23 protein-coding genes and 2 tRNA genes are annotated in these 18,619 nt (G+C 60.4%); 11 read left to right on the forward strand and 14 right to left on the reverse strand.

Annotated elements, in window-relative coordinates:
- Positions 1-53: 53 nt before the first annotated feature.
- From glsA to ABD704_RS09950, 3 genes are all read right to left on the reverse strand, one after another.
- Complete coding sequence (gene glsA / locus ABD704_RS09940) at positions 54-1,109, reverse strand: glutaminase A (RefSeq protein WP_344699524.1); 1,056 nt, start codon at positions 1,107-1,109, stop codon at positions 54-56.
- Between the two features lie 23 nt (positions 1,110-1,132).
- On the reverse strand, positions 1,133-2,569 hold the full coding sequence (locus tag ABD704_RS09945) for a DcaP family trimeric outer membrane transporter (protein WP_344699525.1): 1,437 nt from the start codon (positions 2,567-2,569) through the stop codon (positions 1,133-1,135).
- Between the two features lie 152 nt (positions 2,570-2,721).
- The gene (locus ABD704_RS09950) at positions 2,722-2,874 is read right to left on the reverse strand and encodes a hypothetical protein (protein WP_344699526.1); all 153 of its coding nucleotides are present in this window, start codon (positions 2,872-2,874) and stop codon (positions 2,722-2,724) included.
- Between the two features lie 345 nt (positions 2,875-3,219).
- Between ABD704_RS09950 and ABD704_RS09955 the strand changes: the two genes are divergently transcribed.
- From ABD704_RS09955 to ABD704_RS09985, 7 genes are all read left to right on the forward strand, one after another.
- Entirely contained in the window at positions 3,220-4,467 is a 1,248-nt protein-coding gene (locus ABD704_RS09955) for a tyrosine-type recombinase/integrase (protein ID WP_344699527.1), read from the forward strand.
- A complete protein-coding gene (locus ABD704_RS09960) occupies positions 4,464-5,111 on the forward strand; it encodes a hypothetical protein (protein ID WP_344699528.1) in 648 nt (215 codons plus the stop codon). The genes ABD704_RS09955 and ABD704_RS09960 overlap by 4 nt, the downstream gene beginning before the upstream one ends.
- Before the next feature lie 132 nt (positions 5,112-5,243).
- A complete protein-coding gene (locus tag ABD704_RS09965; protein WP_344699529.1) occupies positions 5,244-5,432 on the forward strand; it encodes a helix-turn-helix domain-containing protein in 189 nt (62 codons plus the stop codon).
- 387 nt (positions 5,433-5,819) lie between these two features.
- On the forward strand, positions 5,820-6,110 hold the full coding sequence (locus ABD704_RS09970) for a hypothetical protein (RefSeq protein WP_344699530.1): 291 nt from the start codon (positions 5,820-5,822) through the stop codon (positions 6,108-6,110).
- A 323-nt stretch (positions 6,111-6,433) separates the two neighbouring features.
- The gene (locus ABD704_RS09975) at positions 6,434-6,976 is read left to right on the forward strand and encodes a hypothetical protein (RefSeq protein WP_344699531.1); all 543 of its coding nucleotides are present in this window, start codon (positions 6,434-6,436) and stop codon (positions 6,974-6,976) included.
- A gap of 496 nt (positions 6,977-7,472) precedes the next feature.
- Positions 7,473-7,655 (forward strand): hypothetical protein, encoded by a 183-nt coding sequence (locus ABD704_RS09980; protein WP_344699532.1) that lies wholly within the window; start codon positions 7,473-7,475, stop codon positions 7,653-7,655.
- A 122-nt stretch (positions 7,656-7,777) separates the two neighbouring features.
- A complete protein-coding gene (locus ABD704_RS09985) occupies positions 7,778-8,641 on the forward strand; it encodes a hypothetical protein (RefSeq protein WP_344699533.1) in 864 nt (287 codons plus the stop codon).
- 595 nt (positions 8,642-9,236) lie between these two features.
- On the opposite strand, the gene ABD704_RS09990 is transcribed toward ABD704_RS09985, so the two are convergent.
- The 9 genes from ABD704_RS09990 to ABD704_RS10030 form a co-directional block, all read right to left on the reverse strand.
- Entirely contained in the window at positions 9,237-11,531 is a 2,295-nt protein-coding gene (locus ABD704_RS09990; RefSeq protein WP_344699534.1) for an acyltransferase family protein, read from the reverse strand.
- A 288-nt stretch (positions 11,532-11,819) separates the two neighbouring features.
- A complete protein-coding gene (locus ABD704_RS09995) occupies positions 11,820-12,017 on the reverse strand; it encodes a hypothetical protein (protein WP_344699535.1) in 198 nt (65 codons plus the stop codon).
- Positions 12,018-12,307: 290 nt separating this feature from the next.
- Positions 12,308-12,805: a hypothetical protein gene (locus tag ABD704_RS10000; RefSeq protein ID WP_344699536.1), complete on the reverse strand. Its 498-nt coding sequence runs from the start codon at positions 12,803-12,805 to the stop codon at positions 12,308-12,310.
- Between the two features lie 4 nt (positions 12,806-12,809).
- Positions 12,810-13,103 carry a hypothetical protein gene (locus tag ABD704_RS10005; RefSeq protein WP_344699537.1) on the reverse strand — a complete coding sequence of 98 codons (294 nt, stop codon included), beginning with the start codon at positions 13,101-13,103 and terminating at the stop codon, positions 12,810-12,812.
- 34 nt (positions 13,104-13,137) lie between these two features.
- Positions 13,138-13,527 carry a DUF6232 family protein gene (locus ABD704_RS10010; protein WP_344699538.1) on the reverse strand — a complete coding sequence of 130 codons (390 nt, stop codon included), beginning with the start codon at positions 13,525-13,527 and terminating at the stop codon, positions 13,138-13,140.
- 35 nt (positions 13,528-13,562) lie between these two features.
- The gene (locus tag ABD704_RS10015) at positions 13,563-13,979 is read right to left on the reverse strand and encodes a hypothetical protein (RefSeq protein ID WP_344699539.1); all 417 of its coding nucleotides are present in this window, start codon (positions 13,977-13,979) and stop codon (positions 13,563-13,565) included.
- Complete coding sequence (locus ABD704_RS10020; protein WP_344699540.1) at positions 13,976-14,290, reverse strand: excalibur calcium-binding domain-containing protein; 315 nt, start codon at positions 14,288-14,290, stop codon at positions 13,976-13,978. Before ABD704_RS10020 ends, ABD704_RS10015 begins: the two co-directional genes overlap by 4 nt.
- Before the next feature lie 190 nt (positions 14,291-14,480).
- Positions 14,481-14,573 (reverse strand) — tRNA-Ser (locus ABD704_RS10025).
- A 69-nt stretch (positions 14,574-14,642) separates the two neighbouring features.
- The gene (locus ABD704_RS10030; RefSeq protein ID WP_344699541.1) at positions 14,643-15,530 is read right to left on the reverse strand and encodes an aldose 1-epimerase; all 888 of its coding nucleotides are present in this window, start codon (positions 15,528-15,530) and stop codon (positions 14,643-14,645) included.
- 128 nt (positions 15,531-15,658) lie between these two features.
- On the opposite strand from ABD704_RS10030, the gene ABD704_RS10035 reads away from it, so the two are divergent.
- Positions 15,659-15,982: a hypothetical protein gene (locus tag ABD704_RS10035; protein WP_344699542.1), complete on the forward strand. Its 324-nt coding sequence runs from the start codon at positions 15,659-15,661 to the stop codon at positions 15,980-15,982.
- A gap of 26 nt (positions 15,983-16,008) precedes the next feature.
- On the opposite strand, the gene ABD704_RS10040 is transcribed toward ABD704_RS10035, so the two are convergent.
- Positions 16,009-16,099, reverse strand: a tRNA-Ser gene (locus ABD704_RS10040).
- A gap of 87 nt (positions 16,100-16,186) precedes the next feature.
- Here ABD704_RS10040 and ABD704_RS10045 point away from each other — a divergent pair.
- From ABD704_RS10045 to ABD704_RS10055, 3 genes are read left to right on the forward strand one after another with little or no spacing between them, the layout of a single operon-like run.
- Positions 16,187-16,585 (forward strand): metallopeptidase family protein, encoded by a 399-nt coding sequence (locus ABD704_RS10045; RefSeq protein ID WP_344699543.1) that lies wholly within the window; start codon positions 16,187-16,189, stop codon positions 16,583-16,585.
- Positions 16,582-17,133, forward strand: coding sequence for an ABC transporter ATP-binding protein (locus ABD704_RS10050; RefSeq protein ID WP_344699544.1), 552 nt, complete (start codon positions 16,582-16,584; stop codon positions 17,131-17,133). Before ABD704_RS10045 ends, ABD704_RS10050 begins: the two co-directional genes overlap by 4 nt.
- Positions 17,130-17,765: a heme exporter protein CcmB gene (locus ABD704_RS10055; protein WP_344699545.1), complete on the forward strand. Its 636-nt coding sequence runs from the start codon at positions 17,130-17,132 to the stop codon at positions 17,763-17,765. Before ABD704_RS10050 ends, ABD704_RS10055 begins: the two co-directional genes overlap by 4 nt.
- Here ABD704_RS10055 and ABD704_RS10060 read toward each other — a convergent pair.
- Complete coding sequence (locus ABD704_RS10060) at positions 17,755-18,618, reverse strand: class I SAM-dependent methyltransferase (RefSeq protein ID WP_344699546.1); 864 nt, start codon at positions 18,616-18,618, stop codon at positions 17,755-17,757. The two genes, ABD704_RS10055 and ABD704_RS10060, sit on opposite strands and share 11 nt — an antisense overlap.
- Position 18,619 lies beyond the last annotated feature (1 nt).

Raw genomic sequence — 18,619 nt, forward strand, 5'->3', positions numbered from 1 at the left:
AGAACGCAGACGCCGAACGCAGCGAGGTACGCAATCCGCCCCACGACCAGCGATCAGCGGAATTGCGCATAGGGGTTAGCGCCCAGTTGACGCACGATGTCCGTAATCGCGCGTTGACCGCGAACGCTGTTGCCGGCGGCGTCAAGCGGTGGAGCAAAGGTGCCAATGCCGAATTTGCCCGGGGAAACACCGACTAGTCCGCCTCCGACACCACTCTTCGTCGGCAGACCTGTATGGAACAGCCACTTGCCACTGTCGTCGTACATGCCTGCCGTCGACATGATGGCGAGAAGTCCAGGGACGTGGCTGGAATCGATGACTTGCTTGCCCGTGACCGGATTGCGGCCGCCGAATGCGAGCGTCGCGCCCATCACGGCAAGATCGTGTGCCGACACGTTGATCGAGCACTGTCGAGTGTAAAGATCCACGGCGACAGCCGGGTCCATCGGGAACCGCTCGTAAGCGGACATCAGCGAGCTGATTGCGCGGTTACGCTGGTTGGTGTCGCTTTCGGATTTGTAGACCGGCTGGTTGACGTCGAGCTGGCGCCCTGCGAAATCCGAGTGAATCTTGAGGATTTTGGCCCACACCTCGTCGGGCGACGATCCCTTCACATTACCAACCGTGGCGATCGCGCCCGGATTGACGAACGGGTTCATCTCCTTGCCTTTGAACTGCTCGACAGCGTTGATGGAGTTGAAAACCTGGCCGGTTGCATCGACGCCAACCGTATCCTCGATTTTCTGGTCGCCTGATTCCTGCATCACGAGCGCGGCGGTGAAAACTTTGGAGATCGACTGGATCGAGAAAAGCTGCTTCGTGTCGCCGGCCTCGTACACCTTTCCGTCGCCCGTGCACAAAGCGATGCCGAAGTACGTCGACGGGACTTGCGCGAGCGCGGGAATGTAGTCGGCGTTCTTTCCCTCGTTCAGCGACTTGTACTGATTATATGCGCTTTGCAGGGCGCTATTGATGCTCCCCATCCAACCCGCCTGGCCGCGGCCCTGCGCGAATGCAGTTTGGGGAATGCCTAGGTCGATTGTGCTGGCGGCGGCGCCTGCGACAAGTGCTCCCATGATCCCGCGCCGAGTGAGCTTCAGGTCTTCCATGACAAATCTCCACACCGATCGTGTCAGTCGAAAAGGCTCCAGATGTTCTTGCTCGAGAAGTCCCAGTGGACACTGTATTGGAAGCGCGCGTCGGTACCGACGTTGCCGTCATTGTCGGTCCGCTTGCCCCACAGGAACTCGCCGCCGGTGAACACGCCCTCGGCTGGGTGCCAAAGCAGGTTCACAGAAGCGTATTGGCCCTTGTGAAATGCCGAGGCGTTCTGGAAGTTGGTGTTGTCGACTTTGTCGAAGCTGTAGCCGATCGACGAAGTCCACTGCTTGGACCAGTTGAAGTCGATGTAGGACGTCATGCCGAACAGCTTCACGGCCTCGGCGCTTGGCACGAGGATGAGCGACGGGGGCACCGGAATCACCGCGACGTTTGGCGCGAGGTCCATGCCGCCGTCGTTCATGTAGCTGGCGATGCCGCGTCCGTAGACAGCCCCGAGCCGCAGGGTTGCAAGTGACACGTTGAACGAAGAGCCGAGGTTCACGCCCCAGCCGGTCTTGTGTCCCTTGGGCTCGTTGTTGTCCGTGCCAGCGCTGTCATAGCCCACTCTCCGGAGAATCCCGGAAAGCTGCACATGGCCCCATTTTCCTTCGTATCGGACCTGGGCGGTTGCGTCGGGCACCTTCTCGTCATTCTGAATGCTCGAGGCCAGGTCGGGATCGATCGTGCGGAGGTTGCCGGTGTCGATATCATTGCCCGGGTGCTCCAGCGCGACGGCGGCTTTCCAGCCATTGCGGTTTACGAAGGTCCAGCGCAGCTGCGGGTTACGCAGGAAGACCATGCCCGCCGGTCCCCAGTAATCGATCGTGTTCGGGAACAGGTCCCCGTCCATGAACAAGCTGTTGGTTTGACCCGCTAGTAACGGTCCCCAGCTGACATATGCGTGCCGGATGCGTATCGTCGTCTGGCCTTCATCCTTGCCGACGCCGAAGAGGTCGAATTCGAACTTCGCCTCGTAAGGTTTGCCGGCCAGCATTCCGGTCGCCTTGGCCCCCAACCGCGATTGGCGAACGCTGAATATCGATTGTCCGTCGCTACCGAATTGGCCTCCGACCGTAGGAATACGTGACGGCCGCAAAGTGGCGTCCCAGTTTGGATTGACGCGCTTGAAGTCCTGGATCGCATCGAGCTGGATGAATCCATAAAGCTCGAGGTTGTGATCGCCGGGCTTATGCTCTCTGGCCATCGGGGGCGTGGTCTGAACCGCGGTGGCCCTGTTCTCCAACGCCGCAACCCGCTCTCGCAAAGAGCGCACTTCCTGCAGCAATTGCTGCTGTTCTTGCGGCGACATCTCCGTTTGAGCGGCGCTGTTCGACGACGAACCGCTTGCGGCCGCATCTCCGGTGTCTGCTTTTGTCTGTCCCGCAGCGACCGGCGCTGCTTGTGCCTCCGCAGCGATCCCCAAAGAAACGCCGATCAGCGTCGACGCTAGAAATAGACGAAATGCCATGGACGCCCCCCTTCGTCTGAAGGGGAATGATTTGCTCACTCAGGCACATATGAAATCGGGGTAAATACCTACACTATCTACGACCGACGAAATCATGTGCCGCAGGGACTAACACCGGCGATTTGACACGCTTAAGAGACGGAGTCGCTGCTTTAACTTTTCTCGAAAATGTCCAGCGCTGCTTCCATTTCAACAGCGACCTCTCGAAGTGCGGTTGCCACTTCCGGGTCGCTGGCGGCATCCGCCAGCTCGCGACAACGGCGGGCCTTCGCTCGCAGGTCTGATGTCGCCGTTTGTTTGTCCAAGGCTCAGGGCCCTTTCGGCGAACGGCCGTAGGCTCCTCTAGATTAATTACACATGCCGGCGCGCATGAATTGGCGTTTGGAGGCTGCGGGCGAAGGGAGTTCGACAAATGGCCGCTGGCGGAGACGGAGTCCGCCGAACTACCATCCGGCCACGTTCGCGTTTGACCTAAAAGAACCTGAAAAACAGCCACGTACTCCGCAAGGGAGCAACAAACCGTCCGAGGGCGTCCCATTGCGTTCCCCTAAAACCAGCGTAGAATCAGGGAGCGGATATGGGAACGATCAGTTGGCAACCGGCCTAACGCCGTGATCCGAATGGTTGGATTCCCTTACAGGGAGCCGGACATGCCTCGCAAACTCAGCAACGCCCTCACTCCCCTGGCAGTGAAGAATGCCAAGCCTGGCCGGCACGCGGACGGTGGCGGTCTCCACCTGCTCGTGAAAGAGAGCGGGGCGCGATCTTGGGTGTATCGCTTCATGCTGAAGGGCAAATCGCGCGACGTTGGCCTGGGTGCTGCGGCGGGACCCGGCGCCGTTACCCTATCGGCAGCTCGCGATGCGGCCGACGCTCTGCGCATGAAGGTGAAGGCGGGCATTGATCCCCTTCAGGAACGGCAGCAGCAGGCTATTGACGCGCTCGCAGCCGCTCAGGCGGCGCAGATTGCCGGTATAACCTTCAAGGCCGTTGCAGAGGCTTATATCAGCGCGAACGAGGACAGCTGGCGCAACGGCAAGCACCGGCAGCAGTGGCGCAATACGCTCAGCACGTATGTCTACCCGGTGATAGGCTTGCTGCCCGTCGCGGATGTGGACACGTCGCACGTCCTGCAGATCCTGGAGCCGATCTGGAAGGCCAAGCCCGAGACGGCCAGCAGAGTGCGCGGCCGCTTAGAGACAATCCTCGATGCGGCGAAGGCACGCGGCTACCGCTCTGGCGAGAACCCTGCCCGCTGGCGCGGGCACATCGCACAGATCCTACCTGCCCGCTCCCGGCTCACGCGGGGGCATCACAAAGCGCTTCCATACTCCGAGGTGCCTGCCTTCACGGGTAGCTTGCGTCAGCGCAACGCTACTGCAGCGCATGCGCTTGAGTTCGCAATCCTGACTGCCGCTCGCACGAGCGAAGTGCTCGGAGCCAAATGGTCCGAGGTTGATCTCGAGAAGCGGCTTTGGACCGTTCCGGCGGATCGGATGAAAGCAGGGAGGGAGCATCGCATCCCGCTTTCACCCCGCGCTGTTGAAATTCTCGAGACATTGGAGCCGTTGAAAAAGAGCTGGGTTTTTCCGAGCGACAAGGGTGGGAAGCTTTCGAGCATGGCCATGTCGATGCTGCTTCGCCGCATGAAGATCGATGTGACAGTGCACGGCTTCCGCTCAAGCTTTCGCGATTGGGCAGCGGAGTGCACCGGCTATGCGCACGAGGTTTGCGAGATGGCGCTAGCCCACGTGATCGAGAACAAGGCGGAGGCGGCTTACCGGCGCGGCGACATGTTCGAGAAGCGGCGGCGGCTCATGGTCGACTGGGCAAACTATTGCGCCCGGGACGGCGCGGCGGGTGCCAAGGTTTCGCCAATCCGGGGAGCGGCAGCATGAGCGCAAGTCGCCGTCGCCGCAAGGATCAGATACCAGAGCAACTCGCATCGATAGAAACAATAATCGCCCAGCGCATTGAAGCCGCGTTGGAAGCCCCGCCGGGCAGTAAAGCCGCAATCGGAAATGCCCAAGAGGCGATCTTCCTGAGCGTCAGAGAAACAATGAAAGCCCTTCAGCCTGCACTGGCGCCGTTGTTGGAAGCGGCGGATTTGCACGACGCAGCTGCAATCCGAAAATCATGGATCGGTAAGCTACGGTTTCTCAATGGATGCTTAGCGTTGCCCGATTTGAATAGCCTGTCCATTGCACTGATGGAGCTAGGCCGGGGCGTGCCAGCCAGCGCCTTGTTGCCCGATGGCAATATGCAAGGCGGGAAGTCGAACACCGAGCGTTTGCGCTTGATGGCATATGCTGTTGAAGCCGCCGATGAGTTGAAGCGGAGATGCATCAAGGATGCCGAATATCGGGCAGAACTGACGCAATCCGAAACCGCGCACTCGACAATTGAAAAATACCGAAAAGCGATTCGCGAGATTCCCGAGTTTGCACCCCGTATCGGCTGGTCACTTTACTGGACGGACGCACCGGAAATTGTCCTGCAACAATTGATCTGGGCAATTAAGGCGCTCGATAATCATCAGTAAAATCAGTCGCGTCCACGGCTTTTGTACAGAAGTCGTGACGCGCCTTTCTTTTGCCAGAGCGCTGAATCTCGGACAACTGCTTGCCGCGCAACGTTCGGGCAATCTTGCACGGACCTTGTGGGAAACTTCCGAATGCAGGCACCTATCGCAGTCACCATCCCGGACGCCGTGAAGGCAACCGGTATGTCGCGCACCTCGATTTATGAGGCGATGAAACGCGGCGATCTCACAGCCCGGAAAGCGGGACGGCGCACGTTGATCTCGTTTGCCGATCTCGAAGCCTATCTTGCCAGCCTCCCAACTTATCAGGCGGGAGCGTGAGCGATGGCAGTACATATGCGAAACGCCGGGTTGCAGCCCGGCGTCTCACGCAATCAACATGGCGGCTGGTTGCACTCATCCCTTACCGCGTCGGACCGGCAGGCGCAAATACTTGCCTCCCGGTTCTGCCTATCAGCGTGGATGTCTCGCGATATTGCGCGGCTCTGCTTTGGGGAGGGCCGTCGCAATGACTGATACGCCCTTTCCCGATCACGGAAAAGCAGCGCTAGCCCTCCTTAACGGCCACCATCCGCTGAGCCGCAAGGCTGGGCAATTCCTCGGCCAGCTTGCAGTTGACCCTACGCCCATAAGCGACCCGCAGTCTAATTGGCTCGCGAAGCTACTGGAACGCGCAGGCTTGCCCGCATTGGCCAAGGGAGGTGGGCAATGAGCGCCTATCCTGATGCGCCCGGACATAGGCACGTTGAGACCTCTGTTGCAGCAGCCGAGGCGCTCGGAACGAAGCTGGGACGGCTTCAGCGGCTGGCAAAAACAGCCATCGCAGAAGCTGGTGTTACCGGCCTGACTGCGGACGAACTTGCAGCACGGTTAGACATGGATCGGTGGTCAATCCAGCCGCGTACAAGCGAGCTACGCCGCAAAGGCCTCATCCGAGACAGTGGGCAGCGTCGGTATAACGCTACCGGCAAGAGCGCCATTGTTTGGGTTGTAAACTGATGTTCCCTGCCATGGCTCAAGCAGAAAAATGCTCGCGTCATGGCAGCGTTTTGAAACTTCACCGAAGGGCGACTTTCGGTGAAGTTTCGATTGCGCTGCCAAGCAGTAGCACCGAGGCAAATCCGGCAATGGTGGCGAATGGCACGCCAGTTGCAGTTAATTACCTTAGAATAGGTGTTGCAACGCATTTGGCTCGCAGCACGGGCAGAGGTGGCGCTCGCAACAGTGCTGGCCGGGAAAGCCATGCACTCACTGCTCGACAGGTGAGAAACCTTCAGGCGGCTGCTGCCCATGCGCAAGCCATAGGCCTGCCGCTCACACGAATGATCACAATCCACTGGATGTCGGCCGGGGTGCCATTAGAAGACATGGCTAAGGCAACCGGCCGGTTTGTCGATCTGCTAACGAAGGCGCTGGCTCGGCACGGAAGTGCTACTGCCTGGGTCTGGGTGCACGAGAACGGCGACCGGAAGGGTGGCCACTGCCACCTGCTCGCGCATATTCCTGCGGCGCTGGTTCGACTGGTTAGCGGGCTACAGAAACGCTGGCTCAGGCGCATCACTCACCAGCCATATCGAGCTAAAGTAATCCTCAGCAAACCTGTCGGCGCTCGGCTGGGCGTTGAGGTGAGCAACCCGCCGCTCCACGCCATCAACCTGGATAAAGCGCTCTCATACTTGCTTAAAGGCGCGGACGAGGCAGCGGCGTCGCGTTGCGCGCTGGATCAAATACAGCCGAGCGGCCGTATCCTCGGGAGGCGCTGCAGCACTTCAGAGAACATCGGTGCTGCGGCGCGAGAACGCATGCTACTTCAAGTCATCGAGACGCCAAAGAGCGCCACGATCGGACCGGAGATATGCCAGTGACACTGAAGAGCCTCGCTAGTCGCTTGTCGAAGCTGGAGGGCCGCTCCGCCGATGAGGACGCGAGCCACGCTAGCGGCATGCAATGGCTACGCGACACACTGGCAGCATTTGAAGAACGGGACGGGCCACGACCGCCTCGCACAGCGGAGGACGACCTCAGATTCAACGAACACATGCGGTGGTTGGCTGAACGCAATCCTGATCTGCAGAAGGACTTGCACCTATGGCTCAAGAGCGTTCCTGAATGAGCAGCGTCCGAAATAACGGGCCGAAAACGGCGGATACTCGCTTCAAACCCGGCAATCCCGGGCGCCCGCCCGGCGCCCGACACAGGGTTACGCGTGCGATCGAAGAGCTGCTTGAAGGTGAGCACGAGGCACTTACGCGCAAAGCGATAGACCTCGCCTTAGGTGGCAATATGATTGCGCTGAAGCTCTGCCTCGACAGAATTTCCCCCGTTCGGAGTCATTCGCCGATTGCGGTTCCGCTACCCTCCGTGACGTCCGCTCAAGATGCCTTGGCCGCCTCCTCGGCGCTGATCGCAGCTGTTGGTGCAGGCGAGCTTACGGCTGACGAGGCAGCCCGTGTGACGTCGTTGCTGCTTGCACACCGCTCGCTCATCGAGGTCGCGGATATAGAGCGGCGTCTCGCGAGCCTCGAAGCACGCGCTTCTAAGTAGTCAGCGCCTCTCTGCCTCTCTTTGCGCAAACAGAGAATAAAGGCAGGATGTGGATCATGGATATTACTCGGCAGAAGCACGGACGCGCATTTGCGGGAAGCTGCCTTAGCGCTCTCGCGTCGGTGGGCGCGCTGATATTTAACGTTGGGCACTTTGTCGCAGCTGGCATTCTCGTTGCGGGAGTCCTCGTCTCGTTGGTGTGGGGCGAGCAGTGGCCAAGGGGATGGTCTATCGCGGCCCTGTTGGGAGCCCTTGCCGCCCTGTTCGCGGGCCTGTGGTTCCAGCCCCCGCCGACGATTGAGACCGTTCTGGTTCCGGATGTGGTGTCCGGCGCAAGGCTCGGGTTTCATTTCAACGCAACGAACAAAGGGCCGGGCGAAGTTGAGTTTGTGCGCTACGGAGTGGACACTGCTGATGGGTACGGGCTGGACGATCAGTCTGGTGGCAGTGGGAGGCTAGATGCGGGCGATACTCGCCAGCTCAACCTTCCGGCAGACTCGTACAACGCCCTATTGAGAAGCCACGGCGTGACACTGAACTTGGCTTACCGCGATGTCGCTACTGGCAAGGTTCGGACGACAACCTACCAATTCTCGGTGCCTGAACAGCCTAGCGCCCCCATACCCGTTTCGAAGGTCGCGACCGCTGACGGGATGGAGTACTTCAAAAGCGACTCCGCCAAGCTCAAGCAGGACTTTAAGAAGCCCTGCCATCACACTGGCTTCGGTTTTCACGAAGTCCAAGACGGCGTAGCTTTTGCAGGCGCGGTGATGGGGTCAAACAGAGTCATCGCAGTGGATTCGACTGAAAGAACGGTCAGTTTCGCGACGGTGCAGAACGGCCGAAAGCGCCTCCTTCAGGGCAAGTTCGCCGTGACCGCGAATGGGAAGCATGAGATCGCGCTCGAATGGTGCGACAAGGCGAACACAGTTAGCGCGAGCATCGACGGCAAACAGTTACCGGAGATTAGAAATGACCCTCTCTAGCCTCTCCCAGTATGACCGGCACCGCGAGTGAGTAACTTGTGATCATCTCTTGGAACGCTGCGCGTTAGACAGGCTAACGCGAAGTGGGCGGAGCTTGCCAACTTGTGACGAAGAGCCCGATTGAACTGAGGCGTTGATCAAGTAATTCAGTTGTGCCGTCTGAGGCCGTCGCACGACGGCTGGAGCGGGACGCCGACGACTGTCCGAGAGTAACCAGCTCCTGTCTGCAATGGGTCGAAACCTGCCACCAGCCGCCTAACGGCAGGTTTGGGTGAAAAGCGGCATCGGCGGCGTGTCTTGCGAGCAACGAACTGCCTTAGCGACGCGACCGACGCAGACCCAACTCCAGTTAGTGGCGCACGTCGCGCGGATGCAACACTCTCTGTTGACGCGCTTCGGGCATCGCTTTCCCGCTTCAGACGCGAAACTACTTCCATCGCGCTCCAGATCGTCTGAGGTCGCTCGAACTTTGCCCCGTCCATTTCAGTTACCGTTCGTTCGCGCTCCTGCTTCACAGGAACAGGCTCGACAGCCTCACGCCATTTACGCAAAAAACCCATCACAGGGCCTTCCAGCAGGTTAAGATACAATCGAATTAGCGACGGGTCCGATCCGTCGTAAGGGAAGTTGCGACAACAGTGTCAGTCCGGGATGGTTGCGCGACAATCCCAGATCGCCGTACGCGCTGCGTAGAGCGGTCGAACACTGCTTCGTATAGACGTGATGTCTTGCGCGCGCCGAACAAGGACAAATGGTCCTGGTCAAAGTAGATCGGCAGCCCCTGCTGCGTAATCGGACATTTATCCAGGGCGCAGAGCGCCTTCGCAGGCCACACGAAACTCACGCCCGGTTTGTTCTTCAATGTTTCGAAGAAGCGTATGATCCTCGCATGACGTTTTTGATACGCGGTAAAAGCGATGGGCTGCGATGCCGTGGCAATGCCGAATCTCTCTACGTAAAGGCGGCGAGGTACGTTGAAGCTAGGTTCTGGCAGTGGGCCGACGATAACTACACTCTTCCCCGCTGAAAGCAGGCGATCAAGCAACTTTAAGAAACCGCGCTCCCAGAGCGCACGGTTGGCTTCCATGGTTGCGGCCCTGCCCGTTGCGTCGCGCAGTCGAATATCGGCATACGGTTCACTGGGGTTAGCGGGTTCGCCGATCCGCCAGTTTGTCCACCGGGCTGACAATACGACCGTTGAGACATGCGGAGAACTCAAAGCTTTCGCGAGCATTTGTCGATTGTATTCCGCGCAGTATCGATAGCTGAGCTGCGAGGTCAGCGCAGGGCTCACTCGCGGGTCGATCTCAAATCCGAGACCTGGCGGGCAATCCGCGTCTGCTGCAAACAAAAATGCCGCGTGGTGCCGTTTGGCAGCGTGCTCAAGGGCTGTCGCAGTGACCATTGAGTGGGAGTCGCCCCACAGTAGCGCAGTTGGCATCGCGCCGTGTGCCCCCAGCACACACGCGTGATCCGGGCGCACAATGTTTGCGTCCACCGTCATGCATTCCGAGTGATGGCGCTTGGCGTCACCCGCGGTGTTAATGATGGCAGACACTTGGGGTGAAAATCGGGAAGGAATCCCATCCAACGCAATGACCGTGAATGCTGAAGCACCTACGAACAACATCCCGGACGACGCTACAGCAGTTAGAGCCCTGCGATCCCAGTGCGGGACCGGCTGCCGAAACGGCCGCTCAATTGTAATGAGGCTTATGAATCCGACGCCCACTGACAACACGCTGAGCGCAAACGCTGTGCCGCGGGGCAGCGACCCTCCTGCGAGATAGGTTGCAAAGACCAATATCGGCAGATGCCAGAGGTAGATTGAAAAGGATGCCTCCCCGATCGCAACGACCGGCCGAGCTGACAGTAAGTTGCCTACGGAGCCCTTTCCTGCGGCCCAAATTATGAATGCCGTACCGACACAGGGTGGCATGGCCGCGAGCCCAGGGAACGGCGTGCTCGGACCATAGGCGAGCATCGGGACTGCTATCAGCAGCAATCCAATTGCAGATCCTTTCGCCGCTTGCCAGTCATTGGCGGGTGCTGGCAGGTGACCGACTGCCAGCAATCCGCCCAGCATCAACTCCCACGCTCTTGTCGGAAGCAGATAGAAGGACGCGCCAGGCTTAATAGGCACAAGAGCAATCGCTAGCGTGAGCGAGCCTAGCAGCACAAACCACAGGGCGGCGATCAACCGTCTGCGCCTTAGGTTGAACAATCGCAGGAGGAGCGGGAAGAAAACGTAATATTGTTCTTCGACGGACAGCGACCAACTGTGAAGGAGTGGCTGAACCGACTGCCCAATGTCGAAGTAAGAAACCGCTTTCCAGAAATAGAAATTCGAGGAAAAAACACTGAGAGCGGCGGCGCTCTTGGCTGTCTGGACAAACTCCTGCGGAGGTAGGACGACGTACGCCACGGCAAGGGTGCCGAGCGTCATGGCAGCTAATGCGGGGAAGATGCGCAGGGCTCGCCGGCGATAAAAGTCGAGGATCGAGTATCGGCCTTCGGCCATCTGACGAGAGATGATGCCGGTAATTAGGAAGCCAGAGATAACGAAGAATACGTCCACCCCGACGAACCCGCCGGGCAAGAGGGAGAATCCTGCGTGGAATAGCACTACGGGAATTACGGCTATTGCTCGCAGGCCATCAATGTCAGCTCGATAGTGACTGACGGCGACTGGCGCGCTGACATCAACGTTAAAGTGCGGCGATACACTCGGAAGCGCCGCTGAACTCGGACGCATACTGGCCCCCCAACGCAGAAACTTGGCGCACATCATCCTGCCGATAATGCAAAATGAATCAACCAACTCGTTTGTAAGCGACCACGCCGCTGTCTCGCGTCGGGAAGCGCAGTCGCTGGAAGATCTTAGTGACATTGACGGAGGCGCTGCCGGCGCGGTCTACGAAGCGCCGACTATAATGCAGGCGTTTCCGGTACGAACTCATGGTAGGAATGGGTGGGAAGCTGCCTCGCGAAATGACAGCGTTCGCGAATCGTTCTGCTCGCCTTAGAAGGCAAGCCATGTCGAAGCGCCGCCTCACCGATCCGCCTGCTGAGCTTCAATGGTGCGTGAAGTGCCGGCGCGTGCTCGGCGATCACGGTGGCTGGTTCGGCGCTCAGTGCATGGGACACGAACCGCCTAAGCGGCGCCCTCCGGGACGAGCTAACGATCCGTGGGGGTTGCCGCCTGGCTGAGATCGCTCTCACGGGACAGATCGCGATCCGCTTCGTCGATCGGCTGCAGCAATTGCGAGAAGCATGGTGTTTCTTCGTCTGGCCAGATGCGACGGAACGTCGGGCCCAGCAGCTGAACGTCGTTCTTCGTCAGGAGGCCAATCGCAACGATACCCTCGGAGACCATGAGAGCTCCAAATGGGACGCGGCCCCCCGTTGCCGATGGGCCGCCAGGCGGGAGCAAGCAAGAGCGGGGGGCAAGAAGCTTGCTCGTTAGCCCAGACTCGCTCTTAGGCAGGGCGTTGCCAGAATTACTCGGCCGGAACGAATTGAAGCTTAGGCACCTTGCTCCTTGATGCTGCGTGTCACCATTTCGTCCACGGCCCTATCGGCGTCGGTGGCCTCAGCAGCTCGTTTGCGGGCTTTCTCACGCAGTCTCTGATCGCGTGCCTGTGGGGTCTCGCCCATACGCCTCCGTTAGAAGTCCACCTTCGGCGTTGAGGGTGGCGTGTTCACCGCGTCCACATAGCGTGCTTGCCATTGATCGACTTGGTTGCCGAGCGCCTTCAGTTCGAGCCTGCCGGTGGCGAAGCACCAAACCGTCACCTCGTTGTCGAATGAGTTGCCGATCCGGTTTTGCCACTTGTCCGTCCGGGATTGACACGGCGTGCCATACTTCGCGGCGAACGCATCCTTTATGCTCCCGTAGCCGCTTTGAATGCCGATCAGCTCAAAGCTCGCGAGCTTGCTACCGTTTAGGATCATCATCGGTATCACAAACACGTTGGCAACCCGGTCGCTTCCGGAACGCGGCATACAGCGGCGCAACCCGTTCTCGAGACTTTGGCATTCCTTGAAGCCGATGGATTGGGGATCGATCGGCTGATCAGCCCTAATTTCCCGGAACTGGAACACCGGCAGGGTTTGCGCAACGGCGCTCGACGCGGAGCCGATCAGCGCCAGCGCAGCGATCAAGTGCCTAACGGTTCGCATCGCAGTGGTTCATCTCGGCCAATGATGGGGCCGACTTCAAACAATCCGCGTAGCTTTGGACGGGAGCCCTCGCGAGGGAGATTTGGTTTGCTTGAGCGCCGATTACCAATGGGAAGATCAGCGCCCCGCTAATCGCGAGTATCGCCGCTATCAATGACGGGACGGCAAACCGAGTCTCGTCGCTTTCAAAGCGATTCACGCGGTTGCCTTGGTCCCCGAGGATCTCAAGTCCCTTCACGAACAGATAGAGGCACCCGAGCCAACCGATGATTTGCAGCATACCGTTCCCCTTTTCTGAACAATCACTGCGCGTTTCAGTTGAGCCGCCCTGCCATTGCCCGCTCGATCCTGTCGCGGAGACCCTCGATCATTGAACCATCTTCGCTCTTGATCGCCTGAACGGCTTGCGAAGAGGTCACGAGGAACAGCTGATACTCGATGATCTTGCTACGCTTCCATGCACGATAGGCGAGGAATGCAAAGAAGGCGCACAGCAACAGCGCGAACACTGTGCCGCTGCTCACGCCTGAACCTTTCTCGCCGCCCATGAACAGCAACAGGCAGATGATGCCGATCAATCCCCAACCGAAATAAGCGTTTTGGCTATGAGGATGCCGCGCCTTCACTTCGACGGTGTTGATCTTGTTGATAGCGAAGCTCTTACTCCCGAACCGCGCGAAGTCGCGATCCACGCTTACAGACATTTCCCCCGACACTCTGTGAGTCCCCCTTTGCTTTGTTACAATTTCCCATTTGGGCACCTGACCCAGCGATCAGGCTGAGTTTCGTCCGGTTCCCCATTATCTTTCATGATGAAGCGCACGAGGACGTTCGGCTTCTCCATCGCGAGCCGAAGGTTCAATTCGCCGAGGATGTTGGTCTCTTGGCGCGCCGTGAAGCGACCGTTGATCATTGGCACAACGTCTTTGAGTGTGTCGCTCGATCCCTCGAAGGCGACGCCCAGGATCAAATATTCGTCGGCTTCATAATAAGAGAGTCGATCCGCCGTTACCTCGAGGCGGGCCAAGTCGTTCTTGTCAGCGCAACCCCGCGCCGATCGAGCGTATGCTCCCCAGAACGCTTTGGGGATCGCATCACCGTAGGGCAGACCACCCGCCGTGCCGGCGAGCGCTAAGAGTCCCGCGGCCCAAATCATTCGCAGCCGATCCCGTCACCGTCGCGATCCAAGTGCGACCCATAGCCGGGGTCGCCGCGCCTAACCGGAGCCGCACCGGCAGCTCGTGCAGCTGCACAGTTCCGAAACGCGCCCCCGACACTCGAAAGCGCACCGTATGTGCGCCGACTGGCTGACACTTCAGACGGGTTGGGGCCGCGATGGCAGTGATAGTCGCCAGTTTTGTGATTAGTGTGACAGCCCTGCGCATTCAGGCCACCCGGATGAGCGGACGCAAGCGTGGATAAAGTGACGGGCGCTAAGAGCAAGGCGGCCCCGGCCAGGATACGCATACAAGAACCCCCGAGTTACTGCCGAGCGACAAAGTAGTGCCGTACGAAAGGCTGTATTGGAAGACTGTTACCTCGACCCTCTTAACTGAACCCTAACTCCCCGGACGACGCAAGCGTCTCACGGATTTGGGGAGCGTATTTGGGAACAATGCCGTTTCTGGGATGATTATCCTGCATTTTCAGGGGTGATTGGCGGAGACGGAGGGATTCGAACCCTCGGTACGGGAAATCCCCGTACGGCGGTTTAGCAAACCGCTGGTTTCAGCCACTCACCCACGTCTCCGGAAGCGGCCCCCGATCGGGGAAAGCGGCCTATATAGGCGGGTTCCGCAGGCTTCAACCGCAAGCGCTGCTATTTCGCGATGACCTCGACGCGCATGTGGAGCTTCATCTCGGCTCCGGGCTCGAGAACCCGCATGCCGAGTTCAGGCCACTCATCTTCTGGCGCGTTGAGCGCGGCGTTGGCGTGGCTGACCGGTTCGGCGACGAAAATTCCGCCGCTAGCCGGCGAATAGAGCTGGAAGAAATGCGCGTCCGGAGACGATAGCTCGACTGAATAAGGCCAGTCGGGGTCGGTCAGGCGTGTCCGCCCGCTCCAGCCGCCGAAGCCGTGGTCCAAGTCTTGGCCGCAGACATGCCTGTCTTTCAGATCGAATCGCCCGACAGCGGGCACCTTTTTAACTGGCAGTACGTGCGCGTCGATCGTCCACACATCGGTGACCTGCGTGTCGATCATAGTTTGCCCGCCGCACGGGAAATAAGGATGCTGGCCCAGGCCGCAGGGCATCGGGTCGGCCGAAAGGTTGCGGCAACTGATGCGCACGGAGAAGCCCGACGGGTCGATGTCGAACTGCTGGCGGGCTTCATATTCCCAGGGCCACTCGCCGGCGGAATGGTGAAAGGATAGCGCCGCGCTCGCCGCACCGATCTCATCAACCGACCAGGTGCCGAGCCACCCCTGACCATGCAGCGGGCTGGGGTCGCCGGTCATGTTCGACAGCAAGCGAACCTCGCGCCCGCGGAAGGTGAAAGCGCCGCCGCGGATGCGGTTGACGTAAGGAACGAGTGGAAAGCTGCTCGCCTCCAGCACGTTTTCATCGGCGCTGTGGCATTTGCGCAATATCGGCCGCGCCGACTCACCGTCGATCCAATCGAATGCGGAAATACTACCGCCGATTGAGGGGTTTAGCTCCAGCCTCAACTTGCCGGCCGAGATGGTGACGATGCTTTGCGCACTCATTCCTGCGTCCTTCTGGCGGCCATTCAGTCCAGAGCTGGGAAACTCTGTTGGGGATAATCCCCGAATATTCGTTGCACACGGATTCGCGGGCGAAGTATTTAACGCTTCGGGGCCGGGGAGGGTTACCAATGAGCAGACGCGTAAAGGAGTTCGTCGAGATCAGCGAGCACGCCTCGCTGGATGACCTCATCGGAAAGCTCGTCGAAGTTCGCGAGGCATTGCCGGAAGGTTCGGAAGCGGAGCTGAGGCTGCGCGGCGACGAAGTGTTCGGACGCCGCATCAGCATTTCCTATCTGCGCGACCAGACCGCGGAGGAAGCCGATATCGAGCGGCGCTACGCCGAAGCGCAAAAGGAAGCCAAGGAGCGGGAGCTCGAACGGCTCCAGCAGGAACTCGGCGTGGTCTGCTACGCAGCGCCAGGCAAACGCGGAACGCTACGCATCGTCGCCTAAGGCTACGAGTTCGCGCTTCAGGGAAGTGGCGGAGCGGGAGGGATTCGAACCCTCGATACGGTTTTGCCGTATACTCACTTTCCAGGCGAGCGCCTTCGACCACTCGGCCACCGCTCCGCATATCGCTGGAAAGCGGCCACTTAGGGGGAGCCGCGCGAGGGGGCAAGGTTGCCGCGCGCACGCCCAAGCCCCTATGCGGACGCCATGCGCGATTTCGGACCATCACCATCGGCCGAAGAGTTGGAAGCGTTAGCTCGTCGCGCGCTTGATGCGCTGCCGAGCCCGTTCCGCGAAAGTCTCGGCGACATCGTGCTGCAGGTAGATGATTTCGCCGACGATGAAACGCTCGATTCGGTCGGTATCGAAGATCCCTTCGAATTGAGCGGGCTTTACGAAGGCGTTCCGCTGACCCAGCGAAGCATCGACCAATCCGGCAGCCTGCCCGAGAGGGTTCGCCTGTTCCGGCGCTCGATCCTCGATGAATGGGCCGGCGGCGCCGACTCGCTCGAGCATCTCGTCGCGCATGTGCTGATCCACGAGATCGGCCACCATTTCGGGCTTAGCGACGAAGACATGCATGCGCTGGAGGAAGGCGTCGCTTGAGGGCCCTGCTGCGCTTCGAGGGCGTGGCGCTCCGGCGCGGCGGGCGGTTGCTGTTCGGAGGTCTCAATCTCGCGCTCGAGCCCGGCGGGGCACTGCAAGTCGTCGGTCCAAACGGCAGCGGCAAGTCGAGCCTGATTCGCCTGGCGGCCGGTCTGCTCCGACAGGAGCGGGGACACATCGAGCGCAGTGAGCTAGCGCTGGCCGACGACGCGCTGGCGTTGGACCGCGAGCTGCCGTTGGAGCGAGCGCTCGCCTTCTGGGGCGGCCATCCCACCGGACCGATGGAAGCACTCGGCATCGGGCATCTTGCCACGGTGCCGGTGCGGCTTTTGTCGTCGGGACAGGCGAAGCGCGCGACACTCGCGCGGGTCGGAGCGTCGCGGGCGCCGCTTTGGCTTCTGGACGAGCCGCTCAATGCGCTCGATGCCGACGGGGCGGATCGTCTGGCCCGGCTTGTCGAGCAGCATCGGGCAGCCGGCGGTGCCGTTCTCGCCGCATCGCATCAACCGCTAGGCGGCAATTGGAGCACGCTGGAGCTGGGTCGATGATCGGCGCGCTCATCGTCCGTGACGTCCGTCGCGCCTTCATGGGCGCCGCGTGGCTTCCTGTCGCGTTCTTCGTTCTGGTCGCGGCGTTGGTGCCCTTTGCAGTCGGGCCGGACGCTCGGCTTCTTGCAAGAATCGGCCCCGGCATCCTGTGGATCGCCGCCCTCACGGCCGCGCTTCTGCCCATCGAACGGCTGATCGAGCCGGACCGCGCGGACGGCGTGCTCGACCAGCTCGCGCTGCATGGTGTGGCTGAAGAGAGCGTTTCCGCGGCCAAGATCGTCGCCCATTGGCTGACCTTCGGGCCGCTACTGATGATTGCCGCCATTCCGGCCTCGGCGTTGTTGGCGCTCGATGCCGCCAGTCTTCAACGCAGCGAGATTGCGCTTGCGATCGGCACGCCAGGACTTGCCGCACTCGCGGTAGCCGTGGCTGCGGTCACCGCAGGGTTGCCGCGAGCAGGCTCTTTGGCAGGCATTTTGCTTCTGCCGCTGGCCGTGCCGCTGCTGATATTCGGCGCCTCGGCGAGCGCAGCCGGTTCAGGGGCGTTACTCCTGGAGGCCGCAGTATCGTTGCTGCTGATCGCGGGTGCGCCCTTCGTCGCGGGCGCCGCAATTCGGGCGTCTAGGACTTAGTCCAGCGAGCGAAGATCGCTGTCGGAAGAAGCAGCCCGCGCGTCTCCTCGCGCACGGCCATCTCGCCGACTTCCACCTTGCCACCGAGATCGCCGAGCGTCTGCCGGACCAACTCCCCGATCGCAAGCGCGGACATGCGCACGGCGTAAACCGTGAGGACGAGGAAGCGGCTATTCTCATCGAGCAGGCGCCGGCAATCCGCGAGTAACGGCGCAAGGTTTTCCTCCAGCCGCCAGAATTCACCCTCCGGCCCCCGGCCAAACTTGGGCGGATCGAGCAGGATGCCGTCGTAACGACGGCTCCGCCTGACCTCGCGCGCCGTGAACTTGCCGGCGTCGTCGACGATCCAGCGGATGGGGTTGGCATCGAGCCCCGAAAGGCGCGCATTCTCGCGGCCCTGCTCAACCGACTTCTTCGATGCGTCCACATGTACAAGCCGCGCGCCGGCGTTGCTCAGCAGTAAAGTGCCGACGCCTGTGTAGCCGAACAGGTTGAGCACATCGGCATCGCCTGCACGCTCGCGCATCCAGTCCCATTGCGGCGCCATGTCGGGGAAGAAGCCCAAGTGGCGGAAAGGCGTCAGCGACGCGTTGAATCGAACGTCGCCGCGCGCGAGCTCCCACTGCCGTCGCACCGGTCGGTGCTGGATCCAGCGACCGCCCCCCTCCTCGTCGGAGCCAGGCACGAAGGTCGCGTCGGGGTCCCAATCGTTCTGTGCGCGCCGCCACATCGCCTGCGGCTCCGGACGAACGACCTTGTATGGCCCGTAACGCTCAAGCTTTTGCCCATCGCCGCAATCGATCAGGCCCCAGTCGTTCCATGGCTCCGCAACGATGGTCAAAAGGTCGCTCACG

The sequence above is a fragment of the Sphingomonas limnosediminicola genome, assembly GCF_039537965.1.
In the GTDB taxonomy this organism is placed as follows: domain Bacteria; phylum Pseudomonadota; class Alphaproteobacteria; order Sphingomonadales; family Sphingomonadaceae; genus Sphingomicrobium; species Sphingomicrobium limnosediminicola.